The sequence below is a fragment of the Priestia sp. MDV22-iso46 genome, from assembly GCF_058629175.1.
The window spans coordinates 89,744-105,028 of sequence record NZ_JBZVWT010000010.1; the positions used below are offsets into that span (position 1 = coordinate 89,744).

The 15,285-nt window shown below is 36.1% G+C and carries 15 protein-coding genes and 2 riboswitches; of the genes, 2 read left to right on the forward strand and 13 right to left on the reverse strand.

Going from position 1 to position 15,285, the window contains the following annotated elements; all coding sequences use genetic code 11:
- Positions 1–225 precede the first annotated feature (225 nt).
- The 9 genes from AC4NPH_RS26955 to glyA form a co-directional block, all read right to left on the reverse strand.
- A complete protein-coding gene (locus AC4NPH_RS26955; RefSeq protein ID WP_098315220.1) occupies positions 226–1,218 on the reverse strand; it encodes an NAD(P)/FAD-dependent oxidoreductase in 993 nt (330 codons plus the stop codon).
- Positions 1,219–1,560: 342 nt separating this feature from the next.
- Positions 1,561–1,866: an iron-sulfur cluster biosynthesis family protein gene (locus AC4NPH_RS26960; RefSeq protein WP_098315218.1), complete on the reverse strand. Its 306-nt coding sequence runs from the start codon at positions 1,864–1,866 to the stop codon at positions 1,561–1,563.
- 233 nt (positions 1,867–2,099) lie between these two features.
- Positions 2,100–3,584, reverse strand: coding sequence for an aminomethyl-transferring glycine dehydrogenase subunit GcvPB (gcvPB, locus tag AC4NPH_RS26965; protein ID WP_098315217.1), 1,485 nt, complete (start codon positions 3,582–3,584; stop codon positions 2,100–2,102).
- Complete coding sequence (gcvPA, locus tag AC4NPH_RS26970; protein ID WP_098315216.1) at positions 3,577–4,929, reverse strand: aminomethyl-transferring glycine dehydrogenase subunit GcvPA; 1,353 nt, start codon at positions 4,927–4,929, stop codon at positions 3,577–3,579. Before gcvPA ends, gcvPB begins: the two co-directional genes overlap by 8 nt.
- A gap of 1 nt (position 4,930) precedes the next feature.
- Complete coding sequence (gene gcvH / locus AC4NPH_RS26975) at positions 4,931–5,326, reverse strand: glycine cleavage system protein GcvH (protein WP_098315215.1); 396 nt, start codon at positions 5,324–5,326, stop codon at positions 4,931–4,933.
- 159 nt (positions 5,327–5,485) lie between these two features.
- On the reverse strand, positions 5,486–6,601 hold the full coding sequence (gene gcvT / locus AC4NPH_RS26980) for a glycine cleavage system aminomethyltransferase GcvT (RefSeq protein WP_098315214.1): 1,116 nt from the start codon (positions 6,599–6,601) through the stop codon (positions 5,486–5,488).
- 14 nt (positions 6,602–6,615) lie between these two features.
- Positions 6,616–7,497, reverse strand: a complete 882-nt coding sequence (sdaAA, locus tag AC4NPH_RS26985; RefSeq protein WP_491939294.1) for an L-serine ammonia-lyase, iron-sulfur-dependent, subunit alpha — start codon at positions 7,495–7,497, stop codon at positions 6,616–6,618.
- Positions 7,497–8,012, reverse strand: a complete 516-nt coding sequence (locus AC4NPH_RS26990) for a serine dehydratase beta chain (protein ID WP_491939287.1) — start codon at positions 8,010–8,012, stop codon at positions 7,497–7,499. The genes sdaAA and AC4NPH_RS26990 overlap by 1 nt, the downstream gene beginning before the upstream one ends.
- A 12-nt stretch (positions 8,013–8,024) precedes the next feature.
- Complete coding sequence (glyA, locus tag AC4NPH_RS26995; RefSeq protein ID WP_491939288.1) at positions 8,025–9,275, reverse strand: serine hydroxymethyltransferase; 1,251 nt, start codon at positions 9,273–9,275, stop codon at positions 8,025–8,027.
- 95 nt (positions 9,276–9,370) lie between these two features.
- A riboswitch (glycine riboswitch) is annotated at positions 9,371–9,489 on the reverse strand.
- 2 nt (positions 9,490–9,491) lie between these two features.
- Positions 9,492–9,598, reverse strand: a riboswitch (glycine riboswitch).
- A gap of 433 nt (positions 9,599–10,031) precedes the next feature.
- On the opposite strand from glyA, the gene AC4NPH_RS27000 reads away from it, so the two are divergent.
- Positions 10,032–11,435 (forward strand): amino acid permease, encoded by a 1,404-nt coding sequence (locus tag AC4NPH_RS27000; protein ID WP_098315211.1) that lies wholly within the window; start codon positions 10,032–10,034, stop codon positions 11,433–11,435.
- 489 nt (positions 11,436–11,924) lie between these two features.
- Positions 11,925–12,401: a hypothetical protein gene (locus AC4NPH_RS27005; RefSeq protein ID WP_491939289.1), complete on the forward strand. Its 477-nt coding sequence runs from the start codon at positions 11,925–11,927 to the stop codon at positions 12,399–12,401.
- Positions 12,402–12,446: 45 nt separating this feature from the next.
- Here the strand turns inward: AC4NPH_RS27005 and AC4NPH_RS27010 are convergent, their stop codons facing one another.
- From AC4NPH_RS27010 to AC4NPH_RS27025, 4 genes are all read right to left on the reverse strand, one after another.
- Positions 12,447–13,301 (reverse strand): Rpn family recombination-promoting nuclease/putative transposase, encoded by an 855-nt coding sequence (locus AC4NPH_RS27010; protein ID WP_098315209.1) that lies wholly within the window; start codon positions 13,299–13,301, stop codon positions 12,447–12,449.
- A 562-nt stretch (positions 13,302–13,863) separates the two neighbouring features.
- A complete protein-coding gene (locus AC4NPH_RS27015) occupies positions 13,864–14,055 on the reverse strand; it encodes a hypothetical protein (protein WP_098197710.1) in 192 nt (63 codons plus the stop codon).
- Between the two features lie 16 nt (positions 14,056–14,071).
- Positions 14,072–14,887, reverse strand: a complete 816-nt coding sequence (locus tag AC4NPH_RS27020) for a hypothetical protein (RefSeq protein ID WP_098197711.1) — start codon at positions 14,885–14,887, stop codon at positions 14,072–14,074.
- Between the two features lie 119 nt (positions 14,888–15,006).
- A partial coding sequence (locus tag AC4NPH_RS27025) for a hypothetical protein (RefSeq protein ID WP_491939291.1) occupies positions 15,007–15,285 on the reverse strand: 279 nt, incomplete at its 5' end.

Below are 15,285 nucleotides of genomic sequence, written 5' to 3' on the forward strand. Positions count from 1 at the left end.
ACCTCTAATCTTTGTATAAGTAAACTAACTAGCCAAGTACTTTTTTCAAAAGACTTGGCTCTTTTTACGTTTCCAACTCCGGAATCATCATAACGATAGATAAGAAGCTTATCCACCATGTACTTGCGTGAGCTTCATAAGTTAGTGACTTAAAAGAATAATAGATTTAGGATTCTAAGAAGTATCTTCCCCTTAAATCTATTATTCTTTTATTTTATTCATTTATTAACTAAATAAGGAGGTACTATGGAGAGGTTGGACTCTCTCTTTTGGATTTATATATGTCTTAGCATTATTAACGGCTGTTGGACCTTCTCCAAACCCTGCCACAATCAATTTCACTTTTCCTTCGTAAGTGCAAATGTCTCCAGCTGCATAAATACCTGGAATATTGGTCTCTTGTTTAGAGTTGACTACAATAGAGTTTTTCTCAATTTCAAGACCCCATTCTTTAACAGGACCTAGCGAGGAGATAAATCCATAATTTACAATAACATCGTCTATATCCAATACTTCTTTCTGTCCATTTTTTGCATGCTCAAGTACTACTTGAGTAATGACTTGTTCCCCTATAAGTTGAGAAGGGACATAAGGGGTTTTAATCTCAACTGAGGATTTTAGTAGATTCCCTACACTATGTTCATGGGCACGAAATTTATCACGACGATGTACTAATGTCACTTGTTGAGCAATAGGTTCTAGCATAAGCGCCCAGTCAACAGCCGAATCCCCTCCACCAAAAATAACAACTTTTTTTCCAGCAAACTTTTTTATATCTTCCACAAAATAATGAAGATTTGACTCTTTAAATGGGTGAGCTTTTTTAACGTCTAACTCTCGAGGCTGAAAGGCTCCATTTCCAGCTGTAATAATAACCGTTTTAGAGTAATGAACATTAGAATTAGTTGTTAATTTAAAAGTTCCGTCGATGTGTTTTTCTAGTTGTTCTACGGATTCTTGTAAACAAATTGTAGGATCAAATGGTTCCATCTGTTTTTTTAAGTTAGAAACCAATTCTTGTGCTCTAATTTTTGGAAATCCAGCGATATCATAAATATATTTTTCCGGATATAGAGCTGTGAGCTGGCCACCTAGTTGAGGCAGACTTTCAATAATTTTAACTCTTGCCTGCCTCATTCCTCCATAAAAAGCTGTAAATAAACCTGTTGGGCCTCCCCCAATGATTGTAATATCATAAATATCCTTCTCATTTGTCATGTTTATCACCTCTAAATATACATTGTCTTTATTTTTACACCTTTAAAGAAAGCATCTAGTGCTAGCGACTCATTTATTACTACAAAATTAGATTTAATTAAAAGATCCTAATAAATACTACGAAAACCTTATACATTGAATTAGCTAGTATAATAAATGCAAAAATAAGCAACATGATATGTCCAATTCTTAAACTATTCTCCCCCTTACTTTTAAGGAAAAGCCATATCCAAAGGATAGCCAATACATTGTTATTGATATGGGATACAAGGTTTGACCCGTTCATAATCTTCTCCTGTTCTTTAGAGTGATAATTCGCGAACTTAAATTTTATATACTCAATTAATTGAATTCAAAAGCACATGCATTTGATGCGAAACTTTCTCCAACAAGAAAACCTTCTTTATCCCTATAATCAATCTTAATCTCTTCGTCTAAATACCTTTTTGTAAACTGATCTATATGAATTTGAAAACTTTCATATGTTAAAAGTATATCGTTTCGCCTTGGTTCATCGATTACAAGCGTAAATTTGATAGATATCCCGCATCCTCCAGTTATATCAGCTTCAATACGAGGAGTTTGCCCTTTCTGTAACTCCATTGTTTCTAATTGTCTGAAAGCTGCTTCTGTTAATTTGAGAAGCATTGCTCTTTCTCCTTTCTCTTATATTTAAATTTAATCTATTCTAACTTACATAGATGAATAGTTGATTGGTTAAGCACTCTCACCTTTACAAATGAAATATAAAATTTGATTAAAGCTATCATATTTACGATAGTTTTATCTACTTTGAATTCTAATTTATTGAAACTACTAGAAATAAAATAAGGCTTTTTTCACCTCAATTTCTGATATTAAATGTTTAATAATCAAGTAGCTTATAATTTTATTATTTCTTTTTCTAACTCTGTCTCTTTAATATATCGTAATATTGGTTGCCTAGCTGCCTGTACTTCATCGAGTCGACCAATTATTGTTGTATGAGGTGCATTTAAAATGGCGTCTGGGGTGTCTTCTACTTCTTTTGCAATTTGAATCATCGCATCTGCAAAAGCATCGAGTGTTTCTTTCGATTCGGTTTCTGTCGGTTCAATCATTAAACATTCCTCTACATTTAAAGGGAAATAGATAGTCGGTGGGTGATAGCCGAAATCAAGAAGACGTTTGGCCATATCAAGTGTTCTTACACCCAGCTTTTTCTGTCTAGATCCGGATAACACGAATTCATGCTTACAAATTTGGGAATATGGGGCATCAAAGTACGGCTCAAGCTTTTTACGAAGGTAATTCGCATGAAGCACTGCCCCCTCGGATACTTGACGCAATCCTTCAGGTCCCATTGTGCGAATATACGTGTATGCACGAACTAAAATACCAAAGTTTCCATAATACCCTTTTACACGGCCGATAGACAATGGTTGATTAGAGTTCAACACATATTTCTCACCGTCTTTTTCAATGCGTGGCACTGGTAAATATGGCATGAGCTTCTTTTTTACACCAACTGGGCCAGCTCCAGGTCCCCCTCCACCATGAGGTGTTGTAAACGTCTTATGAAGATTTAAATGCACGATGTCAAATCCCATTTTACCTGGTGTTGTTTTACCTAAAATGGCATTAGCATTCGCGCCATCGTAGTACAATATTCCGCCTGCTTCATGAACAACTTTGGCAATTTCCAAAATTTCTTTTTCAAACAACCCAAGTGTATTAGGATTTGTTAGCATCAATGCAGCTGTATCATCATCAACATGCTTCTTTAATTCTTTTAAGTCCACCAAACCATTTTCATTGGATGGAATGGTGACCGTTTTAAAACCAGCGACAGTAGCGCTGGCAGGATTTGTACCATGCGCTGAGTCCGGAACCAGTACCTTCGTTCTTTTTTCTCCTTTGTGTTCAAAATAAGCCTTCACCATCATTAAACCGGTCCATTCTCCTTGAGCCCCCGCAGAAGGCTGTAACGTTACAGCATCCATGCCTGTAATCTCAGCTAATTCTCCCTGCAATTCATATAAAAGCTCTAGTGCGCCCTGTACTGTATCAGCTGGCTGATACGGATGAATGCGGCTAAAACCCTCGAAACGTGCCACATCTTCGTTAATTTTCGGATTGTATTTCATTGTACAAGATCCAAGTGGATAGAACCCATTATCAATCCCGTGGTTTTTATTTGAAAGTGCTGTGTAATGGCGCACAAGCTGAAGCTCTGATACTTCAGGAAGATCTGCTGGCAAATCACGAATCAAATGTTTCGGAAATTTATCATGTAAATAAATACCTTCTACGTCACTTTCCGGCAAGTTTGAACCGACACGCCCTGGACGACTGATTTCAAAGATTAACTCATTGTATTCAACCATTTACAACCGCCTCCAATACTTCTACAAATTGATCAATTTCTTCTTTTGTACGCTGTTCGGTCACCGCAATGAGCATTTGATTGTTAAAACCGTAATCACTTTCTAAGTCAAATCCTCCAATGATTCCTTCCTCAAGCAATTTAGCGTTGACCTCCTTAATCGGACAAGGAAGTTCCACCACAAATTCATTAAAGAATGGTGCTTCATTCTTAACAATAAAGCCTTTCTTTTGAAGAGAATTTGCCATGTAATCGGCTTTTTCAACATTTAGTTGTGCCATATGACAAATTCCTTGCTTTCCAAGTGCGGTCATGCAGACAGCAGATGCAAGAGCGTTTAATGCCTGATTAGAACAAATATTTGATGACGCTTTATCACGGCGAATATGCTGCTCACGTGCTTGCAGGGTTAATACAAACCCACGTTTTCCTTGGTCATCTGTCGTTTGTCCCACAATGCGTCCCGGTACTTTACGCATAAATTTTTTATGAACTGAAAAATAACCGCAGTGCGGACCTCCAAAGGCCATCGGTATTCCTAATGGCTGCATATCACCAACCACAATATCTGCTCCGAGTTTCCCTGGTGCTTGCAGAAGTGCTAGTGACAGTGGGTTGGCACTGACGATGAAAAGCGCTCCTGTTGTCTCCGCAATTTTCTTTATCTCTGCTAAATCTTCAATAGAACCAAAGAAGTTTGGGTATTGAACAATAATGGCGGCAGTATCCTGTTCAATTTGTTCTTGCAGATTTTCTAGGTCTGTCACATCAGCAGCAAGATTTACTTCTTTCACCGTATACCCTTGTCCGTCAGCTACCGTATTTAAGATAGCACGTGATTCAGGATGAACGGCCCTTGATACAAGTACTTTTGAGCGTCTTGTTGATGCAACCGCAAGTGATGCAGCTTCTGCAAGAGATGTAAAGCCATCATACATAGAAGAATTGGCCACATCCATTCCCGTCAGCTCACAAACCATTGTTTGAAATTCAAAAATAGCTTGTAACTCACCTTGACTGATTTCCGGCTGATAAGGTGTATAAGCCGTGTAAAATTCAGAACGTGAAATCATATGATTCACCAAACTGGGAATGTAGTGATCGTATGTACCCGCACCAAGAAAAGTCGGGTAGTAGTTAGCATTTTTATTTTGTGAAGCAAGCCTCTGCATTTTTTTCAAAAGAAGTGGTTCAGGAATGGCTTTCGGAATATTTAACTCACCAGCTAAACGAATATCAGATGGAATGTCTTCAAATAACTCATCTATGGAAGACATATTTAAAAAAGCAAGCATCTCCTCTTGATCTTGTTTCGTATCAGGAAGATATCTATAAGTGTTTGTCATGTTATTCCTCTCCTTCGTCGATAAACGCTTCATACTCATCTTGATTTAAAAGCAACTCTAACTCTTCTGGATTAGATATTTCCACTTCTATTAACCAACCTTCCTTATACGGATTTTTATTAATGGCCTCAGGAGTATCGTTTAATTCCTCGTTTACACGAGTAACTGATCCTGATACTGGAGCATAAAGTTCAGAAACGGCTTTAACTGATTCGATTGTTCCCATTGATTCATTAGCTGTTATTTCATCGTTCACTACCGGGTTTTCAACAAATACAATATCCCCCAACTGCTTTTGAGCATAATCAGAGATTCCAATTCGCACACGATTTTCGTCTAATTGTAGTACCCACTCATGTTCCTCGCTGTATAATAAATTGGCTGTTGCATTTGTCATTGTTTTTCTTCCCTTCATCTTTGTTTTTAATATTTTTATAGTTTGAAAATTAATAGAAAAACTTCACTTATAACGTACTTATTAATCTGTTGTACTTTAAAGAGATGACTGATATTTTCCTATCAGCAAACGATTATCGTTATAACTCTATTAAAAATGTCATAAATCTTTTTTATAGAATGGTGTTTTCACCACAATGGCATCAATCATTTTTTTGCGAACTTCAACTTTTAGTTGCGTACCCAACTCAGCATACTCTACTGATACGAGCGCAAGACCTAAGCCTTTCTTTAAAGACGGGGAATGGGTTCCAGATGTAATACAACCAATTTCTTCTCCTTTCGATGAAAACACTTTGTAACCATGACGAGGAATACCCCTTCCTTTTACTTCAATCCCTACCAATTTTCGTGTTAAGCCTCTTTCTCTTTGAGCTGTAAGAATGTCTTTGCCGATAAAATGACTTTCTTTGTTCGTTTTAACAGCAAAACCGATTCCTGCTTCAAGTGGGCTGATATCACTTGTGAGCTCTTGACCATATAATGCAAGCCTCGCTTCAAAACGAAGAGTGTCACGTGCACCAAGTCCACATGGTTTTAACCCATGTTCCTTTCCCACTTTCAGAAGCTTCTCCCAAAGAGCTTCTGCCTTATCTGTTGTTAAATAAAGTTCAAATCCGTCCTCTCCTGTGTAACCTGTACGTGATACAAGAACGTCTGTAATCCCATCCAAATTGACATGTTGAGCAAAATGGAAAAAACTAATTTTCTTTAGGTCTATTTCCGTTAACTTTTGTAAGATGACTTCTGCCGTTGGACCCTGTATAGCAAGCTGCGCAATGTCACCTGAAACATTCTGAAGCTTCACTTCTCCTCTTACGTGTTTCTCCATCCACTCGATATCTTTTTTAATATTTGCCGCGTTAATCACAAGTAAATATTTTTCATTAGCCAACTTGTAAACAAGTAAGTCATCGACCGTACCGCCGTCTGGATAACACATAGCTGTATATAGGGCTTGATTGATACTAAGTTTTGTTACATCGTTTGTTACAAGGTAGTTAATATAGCTTTCTGCACTTCTCCCCGTAACCAGCACCTCTCCCATATGAGAAACATCAAAGAGTCCTGCTTTCTTTCGGACAGCTTCATGCTCTTCTAAAATGCTGGAAAACTGGACTGGAAGTTCCCAGCCCCCAAAATCAATGACCTTTGCACCGTATTTTTTATATGTTTCAAAAAGCGACGTTCTCTTTAATAATGTATTTGTACTCATTGACACACCTCCAATTAAGGTTTCTTATGAAACAACTGTTCTTTTACCTTTTTACCTGTTGGGGTCATTGCAAGACCCCCAAGTGCGGTTTCCCGAAGGGTCCTAGGCATATCTTTTCCGACCTTATACATCGCTTCAATGACTTCATCGCATGGAATGCGGCTTTCAATACCGGAAAGGGATAAATCAGCAGCTGAGAAAGCAATCGATGTGCCAATAACATTTCGCTTAATACAAGGCACCTCAACTAGTCCTGCGACTGGATCGCATACTAGGCCTAATAGTGATTTCATAGCAATAGCTGTGGCATTCACTGCCTGTTTAGGAGTTCCTCCTTTTAATTCCACGATTGTTCCAGCTGCCATGGCTGTCGCTGAACCAACCTCTGCCTGGCAACCTCCCGCGGCTCCTGAAATAAAGGAACCGTTGGCAATCACATAACCAAGCATGCTGGCCGTAAACAAGCCCATAACTAAATCCTTATAGGGAGTGCCATCATTTTTATGAAGGGAAAACAATACTCCAGGTAAAATGCCAGCAGCTCCAGCTGTTGGGGTAGCCACAATGATCCCCATTCGAGCATTGCTTTCAGACGTGGCTAATGAGAAAGTCATCGCATTGCTTATATAATGTCCCGACAGCGATTTACCCTGATTTACGTAGCCATACATTCTTACAGCATCGCCACCAGAAATACCACTTGGTGCAGTTGATCCATCTTTTATTCCTCTATCAACGGCTTCCTTCATTTTAATCAATCGCTCTTCCATCATGCCGATAATGGTTTCTTCTCCTTTTCCTGAATTTTTTGCTTCCATCATCAACATTATTTCACCAATTGTTTTTCCTTCACTCTCACAAACCTGAACAAGCTCTGTCATGGACTGAATTTTCATCATAATAGACTCACCAATGATTTCTTTCTTGACTGATAACGACTCACAAGAGCTGTAAAGTCAACATCAGCGCTTAGACGAATATCTACCATTGCTTCGTTAATCATAAAGATTTTAGATAAACCGCCGCCAAGTGATGCTCCACCTACTTTTGCCACACAATTTCCTCGTTTTACTGTAACAATTGTTGTGTTCGGATGTTCAAAATATGGACAACTGTCTTCAAGCTGAAATTCATAGGACAGTCCGTATTGTAAGGTCATCTCGATTGAATGTTTAATCCGTGAATCATCTGTATCCATTCCAAGCAATCCCCCAAGAAGGGCTTTATCTGTTCCATGACCTTGGTGTGTTTCGGAAAAAGAATCATAGAGAATAATCGTTGCTTCTTTCGGGCGTCCACCTATCAATTCATGAATGAACTTCCCAATCAATACAACACCAGCCGTATGAGAACTAGATGGTCCTACCATGATTGGACCAATAATGTCAAAACAACTTTGAAATTCCATCATGAGGCCCCTTTCTTATATAGTGATTGGCTGTTGAAATAATGGATACCCATCACAAATCGCTTTTGTTGTTTCTTTTGCTTGTTCAAGAATGGTTGAATCTCCTTTACTCTTAAGAACAGATGCAATTATTTTACCAATTTTAACCATCTCTTTTTGCTTCATACCTCGTGTTGTTAAGGCTGCTGTTCCCATGCGTATTCCACTTGTCACAAATGGGCTTTCAGGGTCGTAAGGAATTGTATTTTTATTAACCGTAATTCCTGATTTCTCTAGTAGTTTCTCTGCTTCTTTTCCAGTTAAGTCCCACGGACGTACATCTAAGAGGACAATATGATTATCGGTTCCGCCGGAGACCAGAGTTGCTCCTTCTTTCTTTAATGTTTCACTCAATACTTCCGCATTTTTAATAATTTGTTTTGCGTATTCTTTAAAATCTGATTGCAAGGCTTCTTTGAAAGAAACTGCTTTTGCTGCAATAACATGCATGAGGGGTCCACCTTGGATACCAGGAAATACAGCTTTATTAATTTTTTTGATCATTTCCTCATCATTAGTCAAAATAATGCCACCGCGCGGTCCACGTAATGTTTTATGTGTGGTACTCGTCACTACATCTGCATAGGGGATTGGTGATGGATGGAGGCCTGTTGCAACAAGCCCTGCAATATGAGCCATGTCTACCATGAATTTTGCCCCGACTCGATCAGCAATTTTCCTAAAGCGTGCAAAATCAATGGTTCTTGGATAAGCACTTGCTCCTGCAATAATCAATTTTGGTTTTTCTTTTTTTGCAATTATTTCTAGTTCGTCATAGTCAATCAAGTGAGTATCTTCTCTTACACCATAAGATACGATTTCAAACCATTTTCCTGAAATGCTGACAGGGCTGCCATGAGTTAAGTGACCGCCATGCGAGAGATTCATCCCCATCACTTTATCACCAGGCTGTAGCAATGCATAAAAAACAGCGAGATTGGCTTGGGCACCCGAATGTGGTTGAATATTTGCATACTTGGCACCAAACAGCTTGGTGAGGCGCTCCATAGCTGATTGTTCTGCCACGTCAACAAACTCGCAACCGCCATAGTAACGCTTTCCCGGATAACCTTCTGCATACTTATTAGTGAACACGGATCCCATTGCCTCCATTACTTCATTACTCACAAAGTTCTCTGATGCGATTAACTCTAATGTGTTTAGTTGTCGTGTTTTTTCATTTTCGATAGCAATATAAATATCGCGATCATAGTTTCTTAGACTCATCGTTATATCCTCCTTTGATTTTTTCAAAATTTTACGTTTCCTTACCTTCCCCAACAAAAAAGACAGAGGAAAGGCAAGATATTGATCTTACCCTTCCTCTGTCCCTTTTACCTGAGAGATTACCTTTTACATGAAACATTTTAAGAAAATGATTTCTTAAAATGTTTCATGTAAAAGAGTTCCCCTTTGGTGGCTTTGCAGCTCTCTCCAGAGGTGCGTCCAATTGCAGTCTTTTTACCTGAGAGTTTATACCCCAAGGATTTTTTGGGGGTTGCTCCTTCGGTGCCGAATTGATTTTCTTCGGTCTCTCCCACAATCATCATTCGCTTATATACAGTTAATTTGACAATTTGAAATAATAGAGAATAATCTATAAATTTTTAATTTATTACGGTAAAGAGAGTTTGTTTGATATAAATTTATTATGAATTAGAATTTAGATAAAAAAAAGTAAGCACTTTTATAACACATAGTAACTAAAAGTATACCTTAAGAAAAAATAAAGCTTTATTCTAACCATAAAGAAAAATATGTCATAAAACCTCACAAAAACCTTTAAAAAAACAGAAAATTATAAATATAATAAGTCCACCAGCACAAATTTAATACTTAGTTGACAAGAAGGAGTTGAATTTGCAGTTATAAAAAAGAACGTAGTTATCGTCGGAGCTGATGTAATTGGATGTGGGAAAACTTACTATCTGAGTAAAGTGGAACAACGAAACATTACCAATTTATATTAAGGAGTTATTTCATATGAATCAGAAAGAATCATTAAAGAAAACTCTTCGAATGCGTCATATGATGATGATTGCGTTTGGAGGTTCCATTGGGGCTGGCTTGTTCGTCGGCAGTGGCGCTATCATTCAAGCTACTGGACCAGCAGCAGTCTTGACGGCTCTAATGGCTGGAACATTAGTTATTCTTATTATGAGAATGCTAGGGGAAATGGTTGTAGCAAAGCCTAGTTTAGGTTCATTTTCAGATTACGCTCGAGAAGCCCTTGGGAACTGGGCCGGTTTCACAGTTGGTTGGCTATATTGGTATTTCTGGGTTATCGTTATTGCTGTAGAAGCAATTGCAGGTGCTACAATATTAAAAGATTGGATATTCTCTGATACTCCACTCTGGGTATTGAATCTAATTCTTTTGTCGGCATTAACATTGACTAATCTCCTCTCTGTTAAAGCTTATGGTGAGTTTGAATATTGGTTTTCCCTGATTAAAGTTGTTACAATCACTTTATTTCTTTTTATCGGTGGAGCGTACATTTTAGGTCTATTACCAGGTACCACAATGAATTTCTCTAATTTAACGATGCATAGTGGGTTTGTACCAGTTGGTACAGGTGCAGTCTTCGTCGCTATAGCCACAATTATTTTTTCCTTTGTTGGTTCTGAAATTGTAACTATTGCTGCAGCAGAATCAGATGAATCGGAAAAGGCCGTAGTAAAGTCCGTAAACTCAGTTATCGTCCGTATATTACTATTCTATGTAGGTTCTGTCTTTTTAATTGTAACTATTATTCCATGGAACGATGCTGTATCCCTTAAAAACCCCTACGTTAGCGCTCTTAAAGTCATTGGTATTCCCGGTGCCGACATAATTATGAATCTAGTCGTTGTCACAGCAGTACTCTCTTGTTTAAACTCAGGGGTGTACACTGCATCTCGGATGTTATTCGCTTTAAGTGCTAAAGGAGATGCCCCGAAATGGATGCTTAATGTTACGAAACGAGGAGTTCCCTTAAAAGCTATTCTTACATGTACAGTATTCGGTTTTTTATCCGTAATTATGTCTTTTATATCACCGGATACAGTGTTTCAATTCTTATTAAATTCTTCAGGGGCAATTGCTCTCTTTGTATACTTACTGATCTCCATTTCCCAGTTAATTCTTCGTAGAAAGATTGAAAATGAAACGCCTCATCTTCTTAAATTTCGCATGTGGGGTTATCCTTATATCACCATCGCATCAATTATTGCAATCACTATGATCATTGGAACTATGGGCTTTAACTCTGAGACCCGATCCCAATTAGTATTGAGTATATTTAGTGTAATTGTTGTAGTCATTCTCTATGTAGTTAAAGCAAAATTTACAAGACAAAAAATGATTCATACTAACACTGTTGAGGATGATATACCTGAGGTTAAATAGTATGAAGATAAACCTTGCTACATTTATATGAATTAAAACATTGTAACCAGAGCAAACTACTCAAGATGGTTGTGAATCATCATTCCGTATAAAACCAAGTGTAAGCCGAAAAAACCATTGTTCAGGAGCAATGGTTTTTTCGGCTGTATATGAGATACAAGCGAAGTTAACATAATAAGTATTACAAGAACCAATAAAAGTCCGTCAAGGTATACGTTTTTAGATTATTTACATTAGACAGCCTTAATCATAGATTATGTATTATATCCTTGATAAATCACTGTAAAGGGATTAAGGATTTCAGAGCTTCCTTGTACTTTTGAGTTATCAGTAACAAAAACGACTAATTTTTGTTACTGATTAAAGGTAATTTAATATTTACATAAATTGTTTTTAGGATAGGAAGACCTAAAGCAATAAAATTCATTAATAGTTTTTAATTTCATTATTTAGAATAATATGGTATATTTAATCAAAAAGGAAAAAACCATGATAGGCCTTGCTATTGCCATTATTGTATTTAATTTTATTGCATTTAAAACAAATAAAAGACTAACAGCAAATCAAATTCTTCATATTTGGATGTTTACAATTGCTTTTCAACATATGTTTGATGTCTTTATAGATCTCAAATATCATGCCTATTGGTATTTTACAGAAAACGCAGATTGGAGGGGAGTTCTTACTCATACTGTATTACTCCCACCTGCTAATATGATATTTCTTAATTGGTATCCTTTTAAAATGTCAATCATTCACAAGGGTTGCTATTTTATCTTTTGGATGGTAGCCATTTTGCTTTATGAAATGATTACATTAATTCCCGAACCTTGGGGATACTTCCACTATGGTTGGTGGAATTTATGGTATTCAGCTATCATTGATCCTGTACTTCTACTTATTGCGTTAGGATATTATAAATGGGTATTAAAGCTAGAAAACAGGTTATTAACAGGAAAGAAATAAAAAGAGCATTGTACTAATAACAATGCTCTTTTTATTTCTTTCCACTTATTGTCGACGAAGTTCTTGTATTTCTTCTTTTGTAAGTCCTGTTAGTTCGATAATAGTCTCTTCATCTATTCCTTTTTGAATCATCCCTAGAGCTACCTTTATAATACCTTTTTTTTCAGCTCTTTTTAATGCAGATTTTTCATCTAATAACGCTTTTCTTCGAGCTTCATATGCTAATAGCACTTCAGGATCCTGACTTACACGTTCCCATTCATCCATCGCTTTTTTTAATACTTGATCTTCTTGCATCGCAATCTCCTCCAATACCTGAGTGATTTCTTCGTCTTCCGATGCCTCCAGTAACAGTAACCATCTTACCAGTTGATCTTCTCGAGGATCTACCTCTTTGTTACGCCACTTAATTAATAACTTAGGTAGCTCCATAAAATGAATTTCCAGCATATCGGTTAAAAGTAATTTCTGTTCTCGTTCATATAATTGAAAAGTGGAATGATAATCATGCATATGTGATAAATAACGGAAATTCACAATATTAATGGTAATGGTTTTACAAAGTTCCCCGTAGTCCATGCCTTCTTTCATTTGGCTACTATACATTTTGGACCAGTAATAGAGTGTTCGTTTTTCCATATCATGTTTATTATTAAGTTGAATCTCAATATTTACACGGCTTCCATCCTCAAGTTGCGCATGTACATCTAAGATCGAACGTTTATCTTCTTGATTTTCTTTATTGAAATGAGGATCCAGTAACTGAACCTTATAAATCTTTTTCTCATCTGGAAAACGGAGAGCAGCATTTAAAAAGGCAGCTAAAATTGACTCATTTCCATGGGTCCCAAAAAGGGACTTGAAAGCAAAATCAACACGTAAATCTAATCGTTTTGTCATAACGTCCTCCGTCATTTCATCTTCTTTCTTCTTATTATATCATGAGCGTTCTCTTATTCCTATGCAATGCGTTTTACTGTCAATCTAATTCATAGTAACAGGACTAGACTAAAACGAAGCTATTCTCCTTACTTTCATCAAATGATTTATATCAGATCAGAACTAATTCTCAAGAATAACGTATTGTAGAAAAAGGTTCTATTTGTCGTCAGTTAAAGTAAATATATAAACTTTATTTTTTATAACGCAGTTTATACATTTACTTTTGTTCATAAAATATAATAATTATTTATTTTTAATTGAAATTACTCTGATAAGAATATAATGAAGAACAAGCACAACAAAGACACCAATTGAGACGGGTAAGAAGTACAACTATAAATAGATTCAAGGATCAAGGACATAACTTTACTCGTTAAAAACAAAGTAATTGCCTTAAGGTAATTTAAATCAACTTAAAGTTGTTCTTTTATTCTATTTAAATTTATGCGTTTCTATTTTATACAAACTAAAAAAGCCCTTTGAAGTTTTTCTTATTACTATTACTTCAAAGGGCTTTTAGTTAGTTTGTTGTCAACTTTTGAAAAAATTTGTTTAAGCCATATAAAACTGCTCCTATGAAACTTCCTAAAGCAATTGATCCAATAATCATTAAACTAATTTCCTTAATTGTAACTGGTGTCATAAACTGAGTGGATGAGAATAATAAAACGATAACAATTGGTATTAAAAACCATAGAATTGTTTTTTTCAATTAAATCACCTCCAATTTATTTTATAGTTCTATACTTATAAACATTCCCTTTACTGTCACCTCTTAAATATACTTTTACAAATTTCTCTTGCATTGTAATACCTTGTCCAGCGATATAGTATCCCCATGATGCATTTCCTTGAACATACAGCTCTGCAGTTTTAGTTGATATACTCTTGCCTCCACTTTTAAGCATGCTTATATTCCAAACACTTACGTTTCCTCTTTTAAGGTAACTATAATCTTCTTTAGCAGTTACTTTAGTACCGTTGTAAGTAAACCAGCCAGAAACATATGCTTTCCATAAAGTTAAGCCTGTCCAGTTTTTAGCTGTATAAGAATTATAAACATGCTTTTTCTTAGAAGAAGTAGCTGCTGCAGCCATCATTAAAGTATTAGAAGAAGTAAGTTCTGAATCACTAGCCGGTTCTTCAGTACCTTCCTCAGTTTCTGAAACAAAGAAAGTATCGCTATCTGTGAAGATTAATTGAGTATCATCATTAACGTCGTAAGCTCTAAAATTTCCTTCATCAATTTGTTCATCAATATACTCAGGAACATCTTCAACATTATCTAAAGAAGTATTATCAGCTTCTTCAGTATTAGTTACTTTCAATTCAACAGGATGCTCTTCAAGATAATTATCTATAGCACTATTAATATCTGTTTTCTCTGGAACATCTTTTAAATAATTAACTAAGTTTTCTTCCCTATTTTCTACACTTATCTTACCATCATTTTGTTCCTCAGCAGATGCCGATGAACCAATACCAAATAATAAACTTACTCCTAAAGCACCACTTACTGTTAAACTAGTAATCTTTTTAAGCATATTACTTCCCCCTATATTTTACTATAACAATAAAAAATATACATCATTTACATTTAAATGTAAATAATGTATATTTTGTTAGAAAATTCAGGAAAGTATATTAGTTAACATAAAACACATTATAGGTACCCATTTAATTTAACCTTATAAAGCAAATGGTCCTTTATTTTATTATTGGATACTTCAAGAGAACAGACTGATAGAGTATCAATTATAAATTCTTCATCTAGTTTGATTGCAAGTAATTTCTTCATCTCTGCTTCCGTTATAGAAGATCTAGTACATAAAGTGACATGTGGTTTAAACGGAAATTCACTTTTTAAAAAACGTATATTTGAATGTGCTATCTTGCTATGCAAGTCATAAAATGGAGTTTCATTTTTAAATGAAAAGAAGAA